The organism is Paraburkholderia sp. D1E, assembly GCF_052682275.1.
In genome coordinates this window covers 4362913-4378298 of sequence record NZ_JBQYMB010000001.1, presented here as the reverse complement: position 1 = coordinate 4378298, position 15386 = coordinate 4362913, and the positions used below count along the sequence as shown (strand labels likewise).

The 15386-nt window shown below is 60.4% G+C and carries 16 protein-coding genes; 11 read left to right on the top strand and 5 right to left on the bottom strand.

Annotation, left to right across the window (positions count from 1 at the left end; translation table 11 throughout):
* The first annotated feature begins 268 nt into the window (after nt 1-268).
* Nucleotides 269-958, top strand: coding sequence for a FadR/GntR family transcriptional regulator (locus ACUN0E_RS19605; protein WP_445567660.1), 690 nt, complete (start codon nt 269-271; stop codon nt 956-958).
* Nucleotides 959-1121: 163 nt separating this feature from the next.
* Here the strand turns inward: ACUN0E_RS19605 and ACUN0E_RS19600 are convergent, their stop codons facing one another.
* Entirely contained in the window at nt 1122-1715 is a 594-nt protein-coding gene (locus ACUN0E_RS19600; RefSeq protein WP_445567659.1) for an acyl-homoserine-lactone synthase, read from the bottom strand.
* Nucleotides 1716-1869: 154 nt separating this feature from the next.
* Between ACUN0E_RS19600 and ACUN0E_RS19595 the strand changes: the two genes are divergently transcribed.
* Nucleotides 1870-2187, top strand: a complete 318-nt coding sequence (locus ACUN0E_RS19595; RefSeq protein WP_408228533.1) for an XRE family transcriptional regulator — start codon at nt 1870-1872, stop codon at nt 2185-2187.
* Here ACUN0E_RS19595 and ACUN0E_RS19590 read toward each other — a convergent pair.
* Nucleotides 2171-2875, bottom strand: a complete 705-nt coding sequence (locus ACUN0E_RS19590; protein ID WP_408220543.1) for a helix-turn-helix transcriptional regulator — start codon at nt 2873-2875, stop codon at nt 2171-2173. The genes ACUN0E_RS19595 and ACUN0E_RS19590 overlap by 17 nt on opposite strands.
* A gap of 715 nt (nt 2876-3590) precedes the next feature.
* Here ACUN0E_RS19590 and ACUN0E_RS19585 point away from each other — a divergent pair.
* The 5 genes from ACUN0E_RS19585 (at nt 3591) to ACUN0E_RS19565 (ending at nt 9012) form a co-directional block, all read left to right on the top strand.
* Entirely contained in the window at nt 3591-4535 is a 945-nt protein-coding gene (locus ACUN0E_RS19585) for an SMP-30/gluconolactonase/LRE family protein (protein ID WP_445567658.1), read from the top strand.
* Between the two features lie 274 nt (nt 4536-4809).
* Nucleotides 4810-5979 (top strand): extracellular solute-binding protein, encoded by a 1170-nt coding sequence (locus tag ACUN0E_RS19580; RefSeq protein ID WP_445567657.1) that lies wholly within the window; start codon nt 4810-4812, stop codon nt 5977-5979.
* Between the two features lie 146 nt (nt 5980-6125).
* Nucleotides 6126-7205 carry an ABC transporter ATP-binding protein gene (locus ACUN0E_RS19575; RefSeq protein ID WP_445567656.1) on the top strand — a complete coding sequence of 360 codons (1080 nt, stop codon included), beginning with the start codon at nt 6126-6128 and terminating at the stop codon, nt 7203-7205.
* A complete protein-coding gene (locus tag ACUN0E_RS19570; RefSeq protein ID WP_408228521.1) occupies nt 7202-8089 on the top strand; it encodes an ABC transporter permease in 888 nt (295 codons plus the stop codon). The genes ACUN0E_RS19575 and ACUN0E_RS19570 overlap by 4 nt, the downstream gene beginning before the upstream one ends.
* Nucleotides 8089-9012 carry an ABC transporter permease gene (locus ACUN0E_RS19565; RefSeq protein WP_445567655.1) on the top strand — a complete coding sequence of 308 codons (924 nt, stop codon included), beginning with the start codon at nt 8089-8091 and terminating at the stop codon, nt 9010-9012. The genes ACUN0E_RS19570 and ACUN0E_RS19565 overlap by 1 nt, the downstream gene beginning before the upstream one ends.
* 192 nt (nt 9013-9204) lie before the next feature.
* On the opposite strand, the gene ACUN0E_RS19560 is transcribed toward ACUN0E_RS19565, so the two are convergent.
* On the bottom strand, nt 9205-9810 hold the full coding sequence (locus ACUN0E_RS19560) for a short chain dehydrogenase (RefSeq protein WP_408228515.1): 606 nt from the start codon (nt 9808-9810) through the stop codon (nt 9205-9207).
* A gap of 205 nt (nt 9811-10015) precedes the next feature.
* Complete coding sequence (locus tag ACUN0E_RS19555) at nt 10016-10468, bottom strand: DUF3005 domain-containing protein (protein ID WP_445570478.1); 453 nt, start codon at nt 10466-10468, stop codon at nt 10016-10018.
* Between the two features lie 346 nt (nt 10469-10814).
* Here ACUN0E_RS19555 and ACUN0E_RS19550 point away from each other — a divergent pair, with 346 nt between their 5' ends.
* From ACUN0E_RS19550 to ACUN0E_RS19535, 4 genes are all read left to right on the top strand, one after another.
* Entirely contained in the window at nt 10815-11048 is a 234-nt protein-coding gene (locus ACUN0E_RS19550) for a hypothetical protein (RefSeq protein WP_408228512.1), read from the top strand.
* A gap of 117 nt (nt 11049-11165) precedes the next feature.
* A complete protein-coding gene (gene epsC, locus ACUN0E_RS19545; RefSeq protein WP_408228509.1) occupies nt 11166-12098 on the top strand; it encodes a serine O-acetyltransferase EpsC in 933 nt (310 codons plus the stop codon).
* A 214-nt stretch (nt 12099-12312) separates the two neighbouring features.
* The gene (locus ACUN0E_RS19540) at nt 12313-13137 is read left to right on the top strand and encodes an AraC family transcriptional regulator (protein WP_408390264.1); all 825 of its coding nucleotides are present in this window, start codon (nt 12313-12315) and stop codon (nt 13135-13137) included.
* A 462-nt stretch (nt 13138-13599) separates the two neighbouring features.
* Nucleotides 13600-14547: an IS110 family transposase gene (locus ACUN0E_RS19535; protein ID WP_408242453.1), complete on the top strand. Its 948-nt coding sequence runs from the start codon at nt 13600-13602 to the stop codon at nt 14545-14547.
* A 281-nt stretch (nt 14548-14828) separates the two neighbouring features.
* Here ACUN0E_RS19535 and ACUN0E_RS19530 read toward each other — a convergent pair whose 3' ends face one another.
* On the bottom strand, nt 14829-15344 hold the full coding sequence (locus tag ACUN0E_RS19530) for a metal-dependent hydrolase (protein WP_445567654.1): 516 nt from the start codon (nt 15342-15344) through the stop codon (nt 14829-14831).
* Nucleotides 15345-15386 lie beyond the last annotated feature (42 nt).

Below are 15386 nucleotides of genomic sequence, written 5' to 3'. Positions count from 1 at the left end.
TCGGATACCGCGGCCGTCGCACCCGGCCGGGCTCATTGACGATTTATTACCGATGCGAGCTTAAATGATCGCTGAAAACAGTGCATCCAGGCAGGATGTAAATCAAACACTTGTCAAATTTTGTGATGACGGTGCTTTACCCGGCAGGCGCCGTACAGCAAGCGTTTGCGGCATTCCTGTCAAGCCAAAGGGCATATATCAAATCAAGATAGGGTCAGGTTTGCCTTACAATCAAAATCTACTCAGACAAGCTGCTTCAGCACCGCTGATGAACGAGCGCAAAACAACGGGTTTGCCCGACAAGATTTACGGCGACATCCTCAATCGCATTCTTGAAGGCGAGTACAAGGAAGGCGAGCGTCTGCCTACCGAGCATGCGCTCGCCGAACGTTTTGCGACGTCGCGGCCGACCGTGCGCGAAGCCCTGGCGCGTCTGCGCGCGGACGGCATCATCATGACGCGGCACGGTTCGGGTACCACAGTCGCGCGGCGGCCGGACCCCGATGTGCGCCGTTTCGCGCCGCTCGAAACGTTGTCCGACATCCGTCGCTGCTACGAATTTCGCATCGTCACTGAAGCCGGCGCGGCGGAGCAGGCGGCGCTCAAGGCCGACGCCGACGACATCACCGCGATCCAGCACGCGTGGGATCAGTTGGAATGCATCATCGAAACCCGAGGCATTGGCGCGCAGGACGATTTCATGTTTCACCTGGCGGTGGCGCGCGCCTCGAAGAACCCGTTTTTCATCACGGTCATGTCGTTCATCGAAGAACAGATTCTGTTCAGCATGAACCTGTCGCGTAATCTGTCGCTCGTGAAGACGGTCGAGCGGCAACGGCTCGTGCAGGCCGAACATCTGGCCGTGCTCGAGGCGATCTGTTGCAAGGACGGCCCCGCTGCAAGGAGGGCGATGCGCGTGCATCTTGAGAACGCGCTCGAGCGGATGTTCGGTTCCTGATATTCCGCGCGTGCTCCAGAGGGTTGCAATCATCAGGTCGCCGCGGCCCGTTCGCCGCGATCGGGCGACTGTGGCCCGTCCGCAGCAGCGGGCCCGCCGCGACCGGGAAATTGGCAACCGGGCAACCGCAACCACGGCCCGGCCCCAATCTCGCTTCCGGACGTCAGGCGGCAGCAGCCATCGGCCCGAACAGGGCGGTGCGGGTCTTCGGGCTGACTGCGATATCCAGCGCCACTGCACGTTCCACGCCGATCTGCAGAGGCGACCCGAGCCGGCTAATGTCGATCCCGGTCTTGCGCAGCAGCCGCTCGATCGGCGTGGTGGTCACCGTGACGTAACGCGTGATGCCCATCCGGTCGGCGAACGTCACGAGTTCGTGAATCGCCTGCATCGTCAGGTCGGCAAAGCCGAACGACTGCTCCTCGCCGCCTGTTTCGATCGCGAACCGGCTTAGCTCCCAGATATGCCGCCCGACCGGCGCATCCGCGCCATGCAGCAATTGCGGGAAAGTGTCCTTCAGCATGTTCGGCCCCTCCGTGGGCATCAGACGCCAGCAGCCCCGGACGTGCCGGTCGTCGCTCTGGATCAGCATGTAGTGCGGCCCGAGGGCGTCATAGCCGTCGATCTCCATGCCCGCGATGGTCGGGATGTCCCATCCGAGCCGCCCGTGAAACACCCGCGCCCGCAGGCGGTACATCTCGTTGATGTCTGCATTGTCAAATTCCTGCCGCATTCCAATCCGGATCGCTGTTTGCATGACGTTCTCCTGAACGTGTTGGGGTACCCAATACGCAAGAAAACTTATGCATTTTGAATCTTTCTGCCACCTACCTACCTGGATAGGTGTGCATGCTTATCGGATAACGCAGAATTCGAGACAAGCTTCAGCCCTCAACCGACGGGACACAAAAATGGAACTTCTCGAAAACCACTGGCAAGCGCAACCCTCGGTCCAAATCCGCCCGGCAGAGCCGTCATCGGCGGTGGATCGTGTTCTGATCATTGGCTACCGCAAGAAGAAGAAGGAGAGCCAGCGCCGCTTCTGGGCACGCTTTGGCGTGACGCAGTCGCGTGGCAGCCGGTTTGAATCGGGTGCCGAGATTCCGGCGCCGGTGTCGATCCTGCTGGGTCTCTATTTCACCAAAACCGTTTCCGACGCCGATCTGGGCCGGGCCGAGCGGGTGCTGTACAGCCGCGACGCCGCCGCCTTGCTCAACCCGGGTCAATAAGCCCTAACTGCGCGGCGATCACGGCCGCCGCGCGTCGCGAATTCACACCGAATTTCGTCCTGATGTTCTTCATGTGGAAGTTCACCACGGCTTCCGAACAGCTCAGGATATGGGAAATTTCCCAGGTGGATTTGCCGCGCGCGGTCCATTTCAGACACTCGCGTTCGCGCGGCGTGAGCTTGGGCAATAAAGTCTGTGTGTGCGTATTCAAATGGCGCTGACTGGTATCGATTACCAGATCGCGCAATAACACCAGATTTGGCAGTGCAACATTGACATGACGCCAGAATGCTTCGGTCGGGTTGTTGTCGTTGACGAAGCACATCATGCCGGCTTCCTGGTTTGGTCCATGAATCGGCAACGTCACACCGGCGCGCAGGCCATGCGCGCGGGCTTCCTCGTACATGGATTGCTGCGGTGCGGTCGTAAAAATGTCGGGCGACCAGATCAGGGGCGTAGCGCGCGTCGCGCAATGCGAGACAGTCGGGTCGATGTGCACGAGCCCCTGCTCGTCGTAGGTGCGCCGCCATGCCGGCGCGTAGGTGCTCCGTACATAGGCGTCTTCAAGGCGAATGGTCGGGCGTGGCAGCATGGCGATCAAAAGCCTGTCGAAGCCCCACGTGTCGGCCAGGCCCGCGATCGCACCGAACCATTCCGCTTCATCTGCGGCGTTCAGTAGCGGCGCCATCTCCTCGATAAAATGTAGCGACAATTTAGCTCTCGTAGACTCGCAAACATCCCGTTGCGGTTAATTGCGGTACGGAGATCCGCCCGGCTTTTTTTATCTTCACAATCTATCACTAAAAATTATTTCGCAAGTCGAGGGCGATTTCTAAAGAAACGACCCAGCGCTCGTTCTGCAAAGAAGCGAACGAATTGCTCTTTATATCGGATTTCTTCGACTTGATTAACATTCACAGGTCGATAAAGTGGGTAATTTTCTCGGGGTAGTGTTTTTGATGCTTCTGATTGACAACATTATTGTCAAGCCACTCTGAATGACCGGGCGTGTCGAAATTCCGGGCGAAGCGACTTTAATTACCCGATTGGCAATTCCGTTTAGCCCCTCAGCCATTCACGATCACTCGCCTGCCGTGCTCTATTACCCTATAAAAGCGCCCCACAAGACTTTGCCAACTTCGCCTTTTTCGTATCGGTTTCGATGCCAGGTCGTATGGCGCCACTCGCGACCACGTTGTTTGACAACTTTGCGAACCCGATGCTAACTTGAACGCCAAGTCCACGTGCTTCTGAGGCATCATCAAAGTGTCACCGATTCCCGATAGTGAATTCGTCACATCGGTGATGACCGTGCCGCCGCTTGCACGCCGCGCGCCGGCATGCAGGACGCAACGCGCTTCGGCCTGCTTTCCCCATCAACTTCCCTCACTCAAAGCATACGCATGACCGACACCAGCCGCCGCTATCCCGATCCCTCTATTCGCGTGCTCGATCCGCGCTTCAAGTCGCTGATCCTCGCGTCCGCGTCCGTCGAGTGTCTGTATCAGGGCGCGCGCTGGTCGGAAGGGCCGGTCTGGTTCGGCGACGGCCGCTATCTGCTATGGAGCGACATTCCCAACGACCGCATCCTGCGCTGGGACGAAACCAGCGGTGCGGTGAGCACGTTCCGCCAGTCGTCGAACAATGCAAACGGCCATACGCGCGACCGCCAGGGCCGCCTCGTTAGCTGCGAACACCTGACGCGGCGCGTCACGCGCACGGAGTATGACGGTTCGATTACCGTGCTCGCCGACCGTTATCGCGGCAAGCGCTTCAATTCACCGAATGATGTGATTGTGAAGTCGGACGGTTCGATCTGGTTCAGCGATCCGACCTTCGGCATCGACAGTTTTTATGAGGGCGAGCGGCAGGAGTCGGAACTGCCCGCGTGCGTGTACCGCATCGATGGCCAATCCGGCGAGGTGACGACGGTCGCCGACAACGTGCTGGGCCCGAACGGCCTCGCGTTTTCACCGGACGAGTCGGTGCTGTACATCGTCGAGTCGCGTGGCGTGCCGCGCAAGATTCGTGCATTCGACGTCGACATTAACAACGATGGCGCCGCGCTGTCGAACAACCGCGTACTGATCGACGCCGGACCGGGCACGCCGGATGGCTTTCGCGTCGATACGCACGGCAATCTCTGGTGCGGCTGGGGCATGGGCACCGACGAACTCGACGGCGTGCGTGTCTTCACGCCGCAAGGCGAGCCGATCGGCCATATCGCATTACCGGAGCGCTGCGCGAACGTGTGCTTCGGCGGGCGCCATCGCAACCGGTTGTTCATGGCGGCAAGCCACGGGTTGTATTCGCTGTATGTGAATGCGCAGGGCGTCCAGGGCGGGTAAGTGCGCGCAGCGTGAACCTGCATCGTCTGTACAGGCTGCCTGACAACGCGTTGCTGCATCTGCTCACCGGCTCCGGGTTTGCCCTCGAACAAAGCGCGCAAATCGTTGAGCCACAAGGATTGCCGGCTGTATTCCCCCATTTCCTGGGCAAAGCGCCGTGGCGAGTATTTGCTTGACATCAGCAGTTCCGCTTCGCTATGTTGCATTGGTTGAGAGACACCGCCAGCAGCGCATCTGACCGGCGGACTTCCATACCAAGAAGCGAGGAGACGCAATGACTGTTTCAGGCAGGTTGGCGCTCAGGCTGGTGTCCGTATGTCTCATAGCAAGCGCCGCATGTGCATCCGCGGCGCACGCGGCCGATCCGGTAACGCTCAATATCGTCGACGTAGCTGGCGATCTTCAACTCACGCAGAAGGGTTTCGAGGCCTTCAAGGCGAAGTATCCCAATCTCGTCGCCAATCTCACGTTTACCAACGCGCCCGCCCCGCAGTTGCCCGGCAAGATCAAGGCGATGCAGGCCGCGGGCCGCTCCGATATCGATCTCGTTCTGACCGGCACCGACGCGCTGGCCGCTGGCATCGAACAGAATCTCTGGATGAAGCTGTTGCCGGACAATGCGGCGGCTTTCCCGGGTGTGCTGGACAAATATGCGCCCGGCCCGCGCAAGATGCAGGACCTCGCACAAGGCTTCGGTCTTGAAGTCGCTTATATGCCGGCGGGTCCACTGCTCGAATACAACCCCGCCAAAGTCAGCAATCCGCCGAAAACGCCCGAACAACTTTTGCAATGGTGCAAGGCGCATCCAGACAAACTGATCTACGCGCGGCCGGCGAACTCCGGTCCGGGCCGCACATTTCTGATGGGTTTGCCTTACGTGCTCGGCGATAAAGATCCGCAAGATCCGATTCACGGTTGGGACAAGACGTGGGCCTTCCTCAAGCAGTTGAACGATTGCATTCCTTACTATCCTGGCGGCACGTCGGCGGTGATGAAAGAGCTTGGCGAGGGCACGCGCGACATGACTGTGACTGTGACCGGCTGGGACATCAATCCGCGCGCGCTCGGCATCGTGCCGGCCGAATTCCGCGTGCAGGCATTCGACAACATGACGTGGGTGAACGACGCGCACTACATGGTGATTCCGAAGGGCGTGCCGAAGGAAAAACTCGACGTGCTCTACAAGCTGATGAACTTTATGCTCGAACCGGCGCAGCAGGCCATGACCTATGACGACGGCTATTTCTATCCCGGTCCCGCGATCAAGGGCGTGAGCATCGAGCAGGCGCCCGCGCACAGCCAGGATGTGCTGAAGAAGTACGGCCGGCCGGAGTACGCGAAGCTGCTGGCCGAGCGTCCGCATGCTTTGCCGCTGAATGCGACCGCGATGGTCGCGGCGTTCAGAAAGTGGGACAGCGAGGTCGGCGCGCAGAAGACCAAATAGCCGTTGCATGAGTTCCGACACCCGCTCGTGCGGCTGGTCCGCCGGGATTCGCGTGTCATGCACGCAGAAAGCTACCATGAAGCATCACGCGCATCCGTTCGATTGGGCCTTCGCGGTCTGCGCGTCACGCGTATCAGGAAACCGTCATGAAGCATCACTTTGAACAGCTGCGGCTCGATTCGGTGAGCCGCAGTTTCACGAATGCGGAAGGCCAGGCGGTCGCGGCGCTGCAAGGGCTCGATTTGAATATCCGGCGCGGCGAGTTCATTGCATTGCTGGGACCTTCGGGTTGCGGCAAATCGACGGCGCTCAATTGCATCGCCGGCTTGCAGCCGTTGAGTGGTGGCGGCATCTGGCTCGACGATAAACGCATCGACGTGTTGCCGCCGGAAAAGCGTGGTTTTGGCATGGTGTTCCAGAACTACGCGCTATTTCCGCATATGAGCGTGCTTGATAACGTCGGCTTTGGCTTGAAGATGCGTGGCGTCGGTAGGAGCGAGGCGATGCGCCGGGCGCGTGAGGCATTGCAGCTCGTGCAACTGGTCGGTCATGAGCGCAAGCTGCCCGGACAGCTTTCCGGCGGTCAGCAGCAGCGCGTGGCGATAGCACGGGCCATCGTGATCGAACCGCCGCTGATTCTGATGGACGAACCCCTGTCGAATCTCGATACGAAATTGCGCATCGAGATGCGTGCCGAAATTCGCCGCATCCATAGTCAGCTCGAACGCGCGACGCTCTACGTGACGCACGATCAGGACGAAGCGCTTTCCATGGCCGATCGCATCGTCGTGATGAAAGAAGGTGTGGTGCAGCAGGTCGGCACACCGAAAGAGGTCTACACGCGGCCACAGAATTTGCATGTCGCACGCTTCATGGGCTATCGAAACGTCGCCGAATTCACGCTCGAAGGCGCGCAGGGCGATGGCGTCGCGGTGAGCGCGAACGGCGTGCGTCTGATCGGCGTGCCGATGGCCAGTTTCTACAGCAAACGCGTGAGCGTCGCGCTGCGCCCCGAGGATATGGAGCGCGCGGCACCTGGCACGGAAAACGCCTTCGACGCCTTGGTGACAACAGTCGAATACGGCGGCCACGACTCATTGTTGCGGGTAAAGACCGCATTCGGCGACTTGTGGGCACGCATCGGGGGTGAATTCGAAGAGGGCGAGCGCATCAGTCTGCGCGTGCTGCCGTCACGCACGCTCGTCTATGACGCCGAGGCGGCATGAACACGCCCACGCTGTCGCCGCCACCCGTACCATTCGCGCCGCGCGACGCCAAAGCGTGGCTGGTCGCACCGGCGTTGATCTTCATTGTGGCGTTGTTCATCTATCCGTTTGCGTACGGCCTAGTGCTGTCGTTTCAGCCGATGAACGGTGGCAGCCTGTGGGCCAACTATCTGACGTTCTTCACCGACAGGTCGATGTGGCCGACCATTCTCGTCACCCTCAAGCTCGCCGTGCCGGCAACGCTGATCAATGTGGGCGTGTCGGTTCCAGTGGCGTTCGCGCTGCGCCGCAATTCGCCCTATCAGAAACTCATCACGACGCTGCTGGTGATTCCCGTCACGCTCGGCACGGTGCTGATTGCCGACGGCATGCTCACGTACTTCGGCCCGAACGGGTGGTTTCCGCAGGCGTTGCAAGGATTGCATCTCTACACCGATGAAGTGCGTCTGACGCATAATTTCTGGGGCGTGCTGATTTCGCTGATCGTGTCGGGTTTTCCGTTCGCGTTTCTGCTGACGTTGTCCTATGTGACCGGCATCGATCCGACGCTTGCAAGTGCTGCCGCCACGCTCGGCGCGAGCCCGTGGCAGCAGTTTCGCCGCATCTATTTGCCGCTGCTGGTGCCCGGTCTGACGATGGCCGCGTGTTTATCTTTCGTGCAGGCATTCTCAGTGTTTCCATCCGCGGTGCTGCTCGGCGCGCCCGCAGGCCCGACCCGCGTGATGTCGATCGCAGCGGCCGAAGCTGCATTCGAAAGCTACGATTATTCGCTTGCTTCGGCGATCGCGATGGTGATGGGCTTCGTGCAACTGCTGGTGGTTGCCGCCATGTTGGGCGCGCGCCGCTTCTTCTACAGCGGTCCGGTGACGGGAGGCAAAGGCTGATGGCTAGCGATCGCCACGTCACGCATTGGTCCGCGTCAGCATCGAACGAAAACCACGACGGTGCGCCGCAACCCGGCAAGCGCGTGAAGCAACGCGCCAGTGTGCCGGGCCGCATCTGGCACGTGCTGGTGTGGGGCGCGATGGTGTTCTTCCTCGTCAACGTGGTGTTGCTGATCGCGACCGTCGCGGTGAATTCGGTGGCGACGCGCTGGTTCGGCACCTTGCTGCCGCAAGGCTTTACGCTGCATTGGTATGCGCAGGCGTGGAGCGATTTCCAGTTGGCCAGCGTGTTGTGGGTCACCCTCGAAGTGGTCGGCGCGGTGGTGGTGTTGTCGATCGTGCTCGGCGTGCCCGCGGCGTATGCGCTCGCCCGCGTGCAGTTTCCCGGCAAGCGCATGGCGATGCTGATTTTCCTGTTGCCCTTGATGGTGCCGCCCGTGACGTACGGCATTCCGATGGCGACCGTGATGTACAAGGTCGGTCTCGCCGGCACGCTCGGCGGCGTGATTCTTGCGAACCTCGTGCCGGCGCTGCCGTTCGTGATCCTGGTGATGACGCCGTTCATCGAGCAGATCGATCCCAATCTCGAAGCGGCAGCGCGCATTTTCGGCGCGAACACGTTTCGCTATTTCCGTTACGTGCTGCTGCCCTTGCTGGTGCCCGGCATGCTGGCGGCCGGGCTGCTGGTGCTGGTGCGCACCATCGGCATGTTCGAACTGACATTCTTTACAGCAGGGCCCGCGACGCAAACGCTCGTGGTCGCCTTGTACTACGCTGTATTTTCGACCGGCGTGCGCGCGCCGCAATCGATCGACGCGATGGCGATGATCTACATGGCGATCACGCTGATCTGGGTGCTGATTGCACTGCAATTCGTGAGCCCGACGCAGATCGTGTCGCGCGTGAAGGAGCAGAAGCACTGAGGCAACATGCGAGGCCCGCGGACGCCCCGGGTATGCTGGCCCGCCAACGGATGCAACCGGCGAGCCGGAGATTCACAGAGTTTTCTGAGGGCCGTTGAGAGAGTCGTGAAGCTGCCTGAGAGTGGCAACACGCAAGGGAGGGGGACGCGATGCGGCTGGACCGCATCGCGTGACCTTATTTGCTGCGTAACCTCAATACCCCACGCGATACACGCGGCCCGTTTGCGCCCCTTCCACGCTGCGCAGGTAGGCCTGTGCAGTACGTTCGGCGCTCACCGGTTCGAAGCCGCGGAAGTAGGGGCCAAAAGCGTCGAGCGCTTCGGTCAATACCGTCGGGCTCACCACGTTGATGCGAATGCCGCGCGGCAATTCGATCGCGGCGCCGCGCACGAAACCTTCCAGGGCCAGATTGACGGTGGTTGCATTCGCGCCTTCGCGAATCGGTTCGTCGCCGACAATGCCGCTTGTCAGCGTGAACGAGCCGCCATCATTCACATACTGTTGGGCGCCCAGCACCACGTTGATCTGACCCATCAGCTTGTCGCGCAGGCCGACCCAGAACTGCTCGACGCTCATCTCCGGCAGCGGGCCGAAATGCAGCTTGCCGGTGGTGGTAACGATGCCGTCGACCTTGCCGATCTCGCTAAAGAGGCGTTCGATGCTGGCCGGGTCGGTGCTGTCGACACGATACTGGCCGCGCGTCGCGCCCACCTCGATCACTTCATGGCGTGCTTTCAACGCCTTGCTCACGCCCTGGCCGACCGTTCCGGTTGCGCCTATCACGACGATCTTTTTCATCTGTTGCTCCGTTTGGTATTGGATGCGGTCGATTGTGCCGGCGTTCGGCAAACGGAAAAAGCCTGTTCGGCTTGCAGGTCCTGCAACCCTGAGTTTCTAATCCGTGACGAGATGCGCGCCGTCATTCAAACGGCGCGCACTTTTAAATGGATTGATTATTCGGCGCGGGCGGCGTAATTCAAACGAATACGTGTAGCGCGAGTATTTATTTTGCCCGGTGCAGTTCGATCACGCGAGTGGGCCGCAGATGATTAAGGGCGTAGTGAATGCGGCCGCGTTCGCGGCGGCTGCGGATCGAGCGCGGGTCGTCGAACGGATCGTCCGCTGAGTCGACACCCTGTGGCGCGACCATGCCTTTGTCGATGACCGTATAGCCCGGTTCGAGCGCCAGCAGCAGATGATTGCCGCCAACCCGGCTGTCGAAGCCGGCCATGCCGTCGTGCGCCTCCGGCACGCTGTTACCGAGGCTCGCGTTGCTTGTTGTGATCTCGTCGGGCGAGATCGGGCTGTGGCCGGCGATGCGGGCGGCCTCGAGATTTTTGCCGTCGGTGTCGACCGTGCTGTCGTGGGTGCGGTCGTTGTGCAATTCCGTCGTGATCGGGCCGGTGGCGCCCGGCAGCCTGCTAGCGTCTGCTGGCTTGTTGATATCGCTGTTCATCATGCGTTCTCCGTTGAAGAGGACATGGTTGAAGTGCAGCAAAACCCGTTCCGCCTGGCACAACGCCGGTACACCGTCTTCATGCGCGTGCGTTTTACTGCGTTTGCGTCGCAGTTGCTCTCGCAGTTATGCACAGTGACGTATGCAGGCATTTCACCTGGCGATTGCGTCCGGAATTTTTTTCGTTTTTTTTAATGGACGCCCATTTTCTACAGAGTATGATCTTACTCCGACGAGCGAAGCGCGGTTAAATTGACGCCATGCGTCCGGCTGTTTTTACATGGCCGACAACGAACAGACGCGCACTACTCAAAACATCTTACGGGGCCGTCAGGGCGGGTGACACATGCACTTCGATGCTGCATTCACACATCGCGGCTACTTGCTGAATTGCGCGCCGGCGCGCGCGTGCGATGGTACTTGGCAACCTTATGTGGTTATCTCCCGCTCGAGCGACGGCGAACTGGTCGCCAACCGCTTTTTCCCCTCCGACTTGCATTTTCCTGACGAGGCCACGGCCATCGCGCACGCACGCGACTGGGCGGTGCGCTGGATCGATGCGAGCAGCGTGACCATCTGACGCGCATCCGCCATGCGCGGGCCGGCATACCGGGCAACTGCGCGAGCCGCGGCAAAACGCGGTAATCTCTTGGGACAATCACTCTGAACCGTGCCTTTCGCATGGCGCTGTCCTTTTATGCCTAACGTGCCTTCCCATAACTGGGGTCTCGAACAGATCGTCGCGGATTTGCGCGCGTCGCGTGAAGAATTGCATCGCACGCGGCATCCGCTTGGCATTCGCGAACTGCCGTCGCGCGAAGCGGTAATTAACATTGTCACTGGCTTACGCGCGGCGCTCTTTCCCACGCACTACGGCGCCCCCGATCTAACCGACGAAACGGTCGACTACTACGTCGGCCATACGCTTGAAAGCACGTTGCGATTGCTTGCCGAACAGATTCGCCGTGCCTTGCGCTTTCTGCCCGAGTTCGGCGAAACGCCCGATGCGGATCTGAAGGAGCGCGCGTTCAACATCGCGCGCGAATTCGGCACGCAGTTGCCCGCTATTCGCGCGCTGCTGGTCAGCGATATTCAGGCCGCTTTCACAGGCGATCCGGCCGCGCAGCACATCACTGAAATTCTGCTGTGCTATCCGGGCGTGTGGGCGATGACGCACCATCGTCTTGCGCACGCGCTGCATCGCCTCGGCGTGCCTTTGCTCGCGCGCTTCATCAACGAGATTGCGCACTCGGCGACCGGCATCGACATTCACCCGGGCGCGACCATTGGCCCGAGCTTCTTTATCGACCACGGCACGGGTGTCGTGATTGGCGAGACCGCGATCATTGGCGAGCGCGTGCGCGTCTATCAGGCTGTGACGCTTGGTGCGAAGAGCTTCGCCGCGGACCTTGACGGCACGCTGGTCAAGGGCAACGCGCGCCATCCAATCGTTGAAGACGACGTCGTGATTTATGCCGGTGCGACGATTCTCGGCCGCGTGACCATCGGGCGCGGCTCGGTGATCGGCGGCAATGTGTGGCTCACGCATAGCGTGCCGCCGGGCAGCAGCGTGTCACAAGGCAAGATCCGCGAGGGTGAGCGCGCGGGCACGGACGAAGGAGGAGGTTGATGAGGCTCGCTCGCGCGTCCTCCCGCGCTTTGCCGCGTAGATTGGCGCGCGGGGCGCTCTCGCGTTCCGCATGCGGTTCGCTGTGCAATTCGTGGAGCGTTTCACCGTGCACCTCGCTTTCTGTTTTGCCGTGCATGCCGCAATGCAACTTGCAGCGCACGTTCGCGCAAGTTGCGCCGCGCGGAACGCTCTTTAGCTTCTGAGGATGCGAACCATGTCGCGCGGCCGCGTCCACATGCCTCGTTGCGCGATTACCGGCGTTGAAGCAACGGTGGCTGAAACGGCGCATTCATTTCCCCGCCATTCGCATGACCGGTTCGGGGTCGGCGTGATCGTGACTGGCGGGCATCGCTCGTCGAGTGGGCGCGGCGTGGTTGAAGCTCGGGCGGGCGATGCGATCATGGTGAATCCAGGTGAAGTACACGACGGCAGCCCGCTCGACGAGCGCGGACGTGCCTGGCGCATGTTGTATTTCGAGCCGTCGATGCTGACCGATATCGCCATCGAGTTGAATGGCGTGACCACACCTGAGATCGAACTGACGCAACCGGTGGTACATGATCCGTTGCTGAAGGTGCTATTCGAGCGCCTGTTCGCGGTATCGGTGGAAGCGCAAACCGTGCCGGACGATCTGGTGCGCGAGGAGGCGATGCTCGAGTTGCTCGGGCATCTGGTTCGAGCTCACGCGACCACACACGCCTGTTCCCGGATGGATCGGCCATTGGGTCCAATTGCGCGAGCGAGGGCTCGCATCGACGACGATCCTTCGTCACCGCTCACCCTGACCGATCTTGCTGCCGACACCGGCATGAGCCGCTTCCAGCTGCTACGAGGCTTCGCACACGAGATGGGGTTACCGCCGCACGCATACAGGATGCAGCGCCGGGTAGCACTTGCGAGGCAGTTTATCGCGCATGGCGCGACACTCGCAGACGCCGCGGCCGCAGCGGGGTTTGCCGACCAGAGTCATATGACGCGAGCGTTCGTGCGATTGCAGGGGATCACACCGGCTAACTACGCGTTTGCGACCCGCTCATAGTCGAGCAGCGTACTACCGAAGTCCCCTTCGGCGCACGCAGCGCCGCCGGAAGCATGACGGCTTTCGAGCAGAAGTCGATGGCTTACACGAGTCAGAGCAAAGCCGCGAGACCAGTCATCCCCGATGACCCGTTCCGGCGAGCACGAAGTGCGAGGCGGGAAGTATGACGCCCTTGTCACTCACGCCGAATGTGCGGGAACACGGATTCCAGATGTACCACTACCGCAACTGTGCGAGAGACCCGCTTATAAGCTAGCGGTTTGAGCTGCTTTCTTTTGCCTACTTGTATATTCCCTCCTGTGGCGTCGACCCGATCAGTTGTCGCCACACGGACAGTCAGCTCGTCTGCCTACAGTGCCTCGAGCCCGCAGAAAAGCCTGAGCGACTGTCCTTTTTATCCTCGTAACCCGAACAGTTGACTGAGCCTCGAGCTCGTATTTTCCTGCAAGTATGGGTACCGTGATGAACCAGACTTCCTCTTCCGTTTATATCGGCATCGACGTCAGTGGTAGCACCCTCGACGTTGCCATCCACGACACTACCGAACATTTCAGTGTCGACAATGAAACCGCCGCCATCGACCAGCTGGTCCAGCGTCTGATTGCGCTGAGCCCCACACTGATCGTCATGGAGGCCACCGGCAAGCTCGAACTCGCCGTGCTCAGGGCACTCTGTGAAGCCGGTCTGCCCGCTGTCGCAGTCAATCCCCGACAGGTGCGTGACTTCGCGCGCGCTACGGGGCGACGCGCCAAGACCGACCGTATCGATGCCTTCGCCATTGCCCATTTCGGCGCCGTCATCAAACCTGTCGTGCGCCCGCTCAACGATGTGCAGACCGAGCAGTTGCAGGCCCTGCTGCTGCGCCGTGCCCAGCTTATCGACATGCTGGTGGCGGAAAAAGCCCGCCTGGAGCGCGCCCACGCCGCAGCTAAGGAAAGCCTGAATGACCATATCAAATGGCTCAAACAGCAGCTCACCGTCGCTGATAAGGACATTGATTCGTTCATGCGCTCTTCGCCCGCCTGGCGCCAGAAGGAGGATCTGCTGCGCTCCGTGCCCGGGATCGGCCCCGGTGCCGCGGCCACGCTGATTGCATTCATGCCCCAGCTCGGCTCGCTGAACCGCCGCGAAATTGCCGCACTCACCGGTGTCGCGCCGTTCAATTGCGACAGCGGCAAGCACATCGGCAAGCGTCGCATTCAGGGCGGTCGCGCCATCGTGCGTCGCGCTCTTTACATGGCCTGCATACCTGCGTTGCGCTTCAATCCGGTGATCAGAGCCTTCTACGACCGTCTGCGCAAAGCTGGCAAACCGTTCAAGGTGGCCATGACCGCATGCATTCGCAAGCTCATCGTTACGCTTAACGCCATGGTCCATAACGCCACACACTGGAACGCATCGATGAATTGACCGGCGGTATAGCTTTGCCCGGATGCTGTGCCTGAACGCGATCACTCGCGTGGTCTGCGCTCGCCTGTACGGACTGGCGAACCACCCTGAGAATCCAGCACCCAGGAACAGCCTGTTGCTTGACTTCCAATACGGTTGCTTTTCTTTGCGGCAGGCAAAGAAAAGTAGGTGCCTGCCCCGCACAGGGGCGACGCCAATAAACCAATAAGAATTCAAGGAAAGGCCAACACCATAAGAACACAGACAAACAATCACCGCGCAGGCAAAAAAAAAGCCAACCCCTATCCCATCCTCAAAAACCGCAAAACCGAAACCCCATGCACCCCGTGCAACCACACATGCACACCAACAAACCAAGCAGCGACCCACGAAGCCCCAACAACAATCAAATCACAATGCCCACTATTCCAGAGATTCAAAGAATGCCGCCCGGCAACCCAGGGCACCCCTAAAGGATTCGGCCAATCGGCCAGCAAATGCATCAACCCACCACAAGCAAACCCAAACACCGGCGCAGCATAAACAGAATGCCCAAGCCAATGATAAGACCCTGCGAGCAAAGCGAGCCACCCCACACCCCAGTGCGTCAACGTGCGATGCGTAATCCACAACCTTCGCGCGCGTGACCACCACGCCACTTCCAGCCAATCCGGCGCCGTACTCCCCGCCACCCCGGCGATAAAACTCAACAACACGCCGATATGAAACGAACCGCCGCCGCCGATGCGAGCGACCACCGCCGCCGCGATAACACCTGCCGCAAACCCGGTCGCGTGATGTGCTTTATTAGATGCCATCGAAATTCACAACGCAGCGCGCCGCAAAAAAAGCCAAAGGGC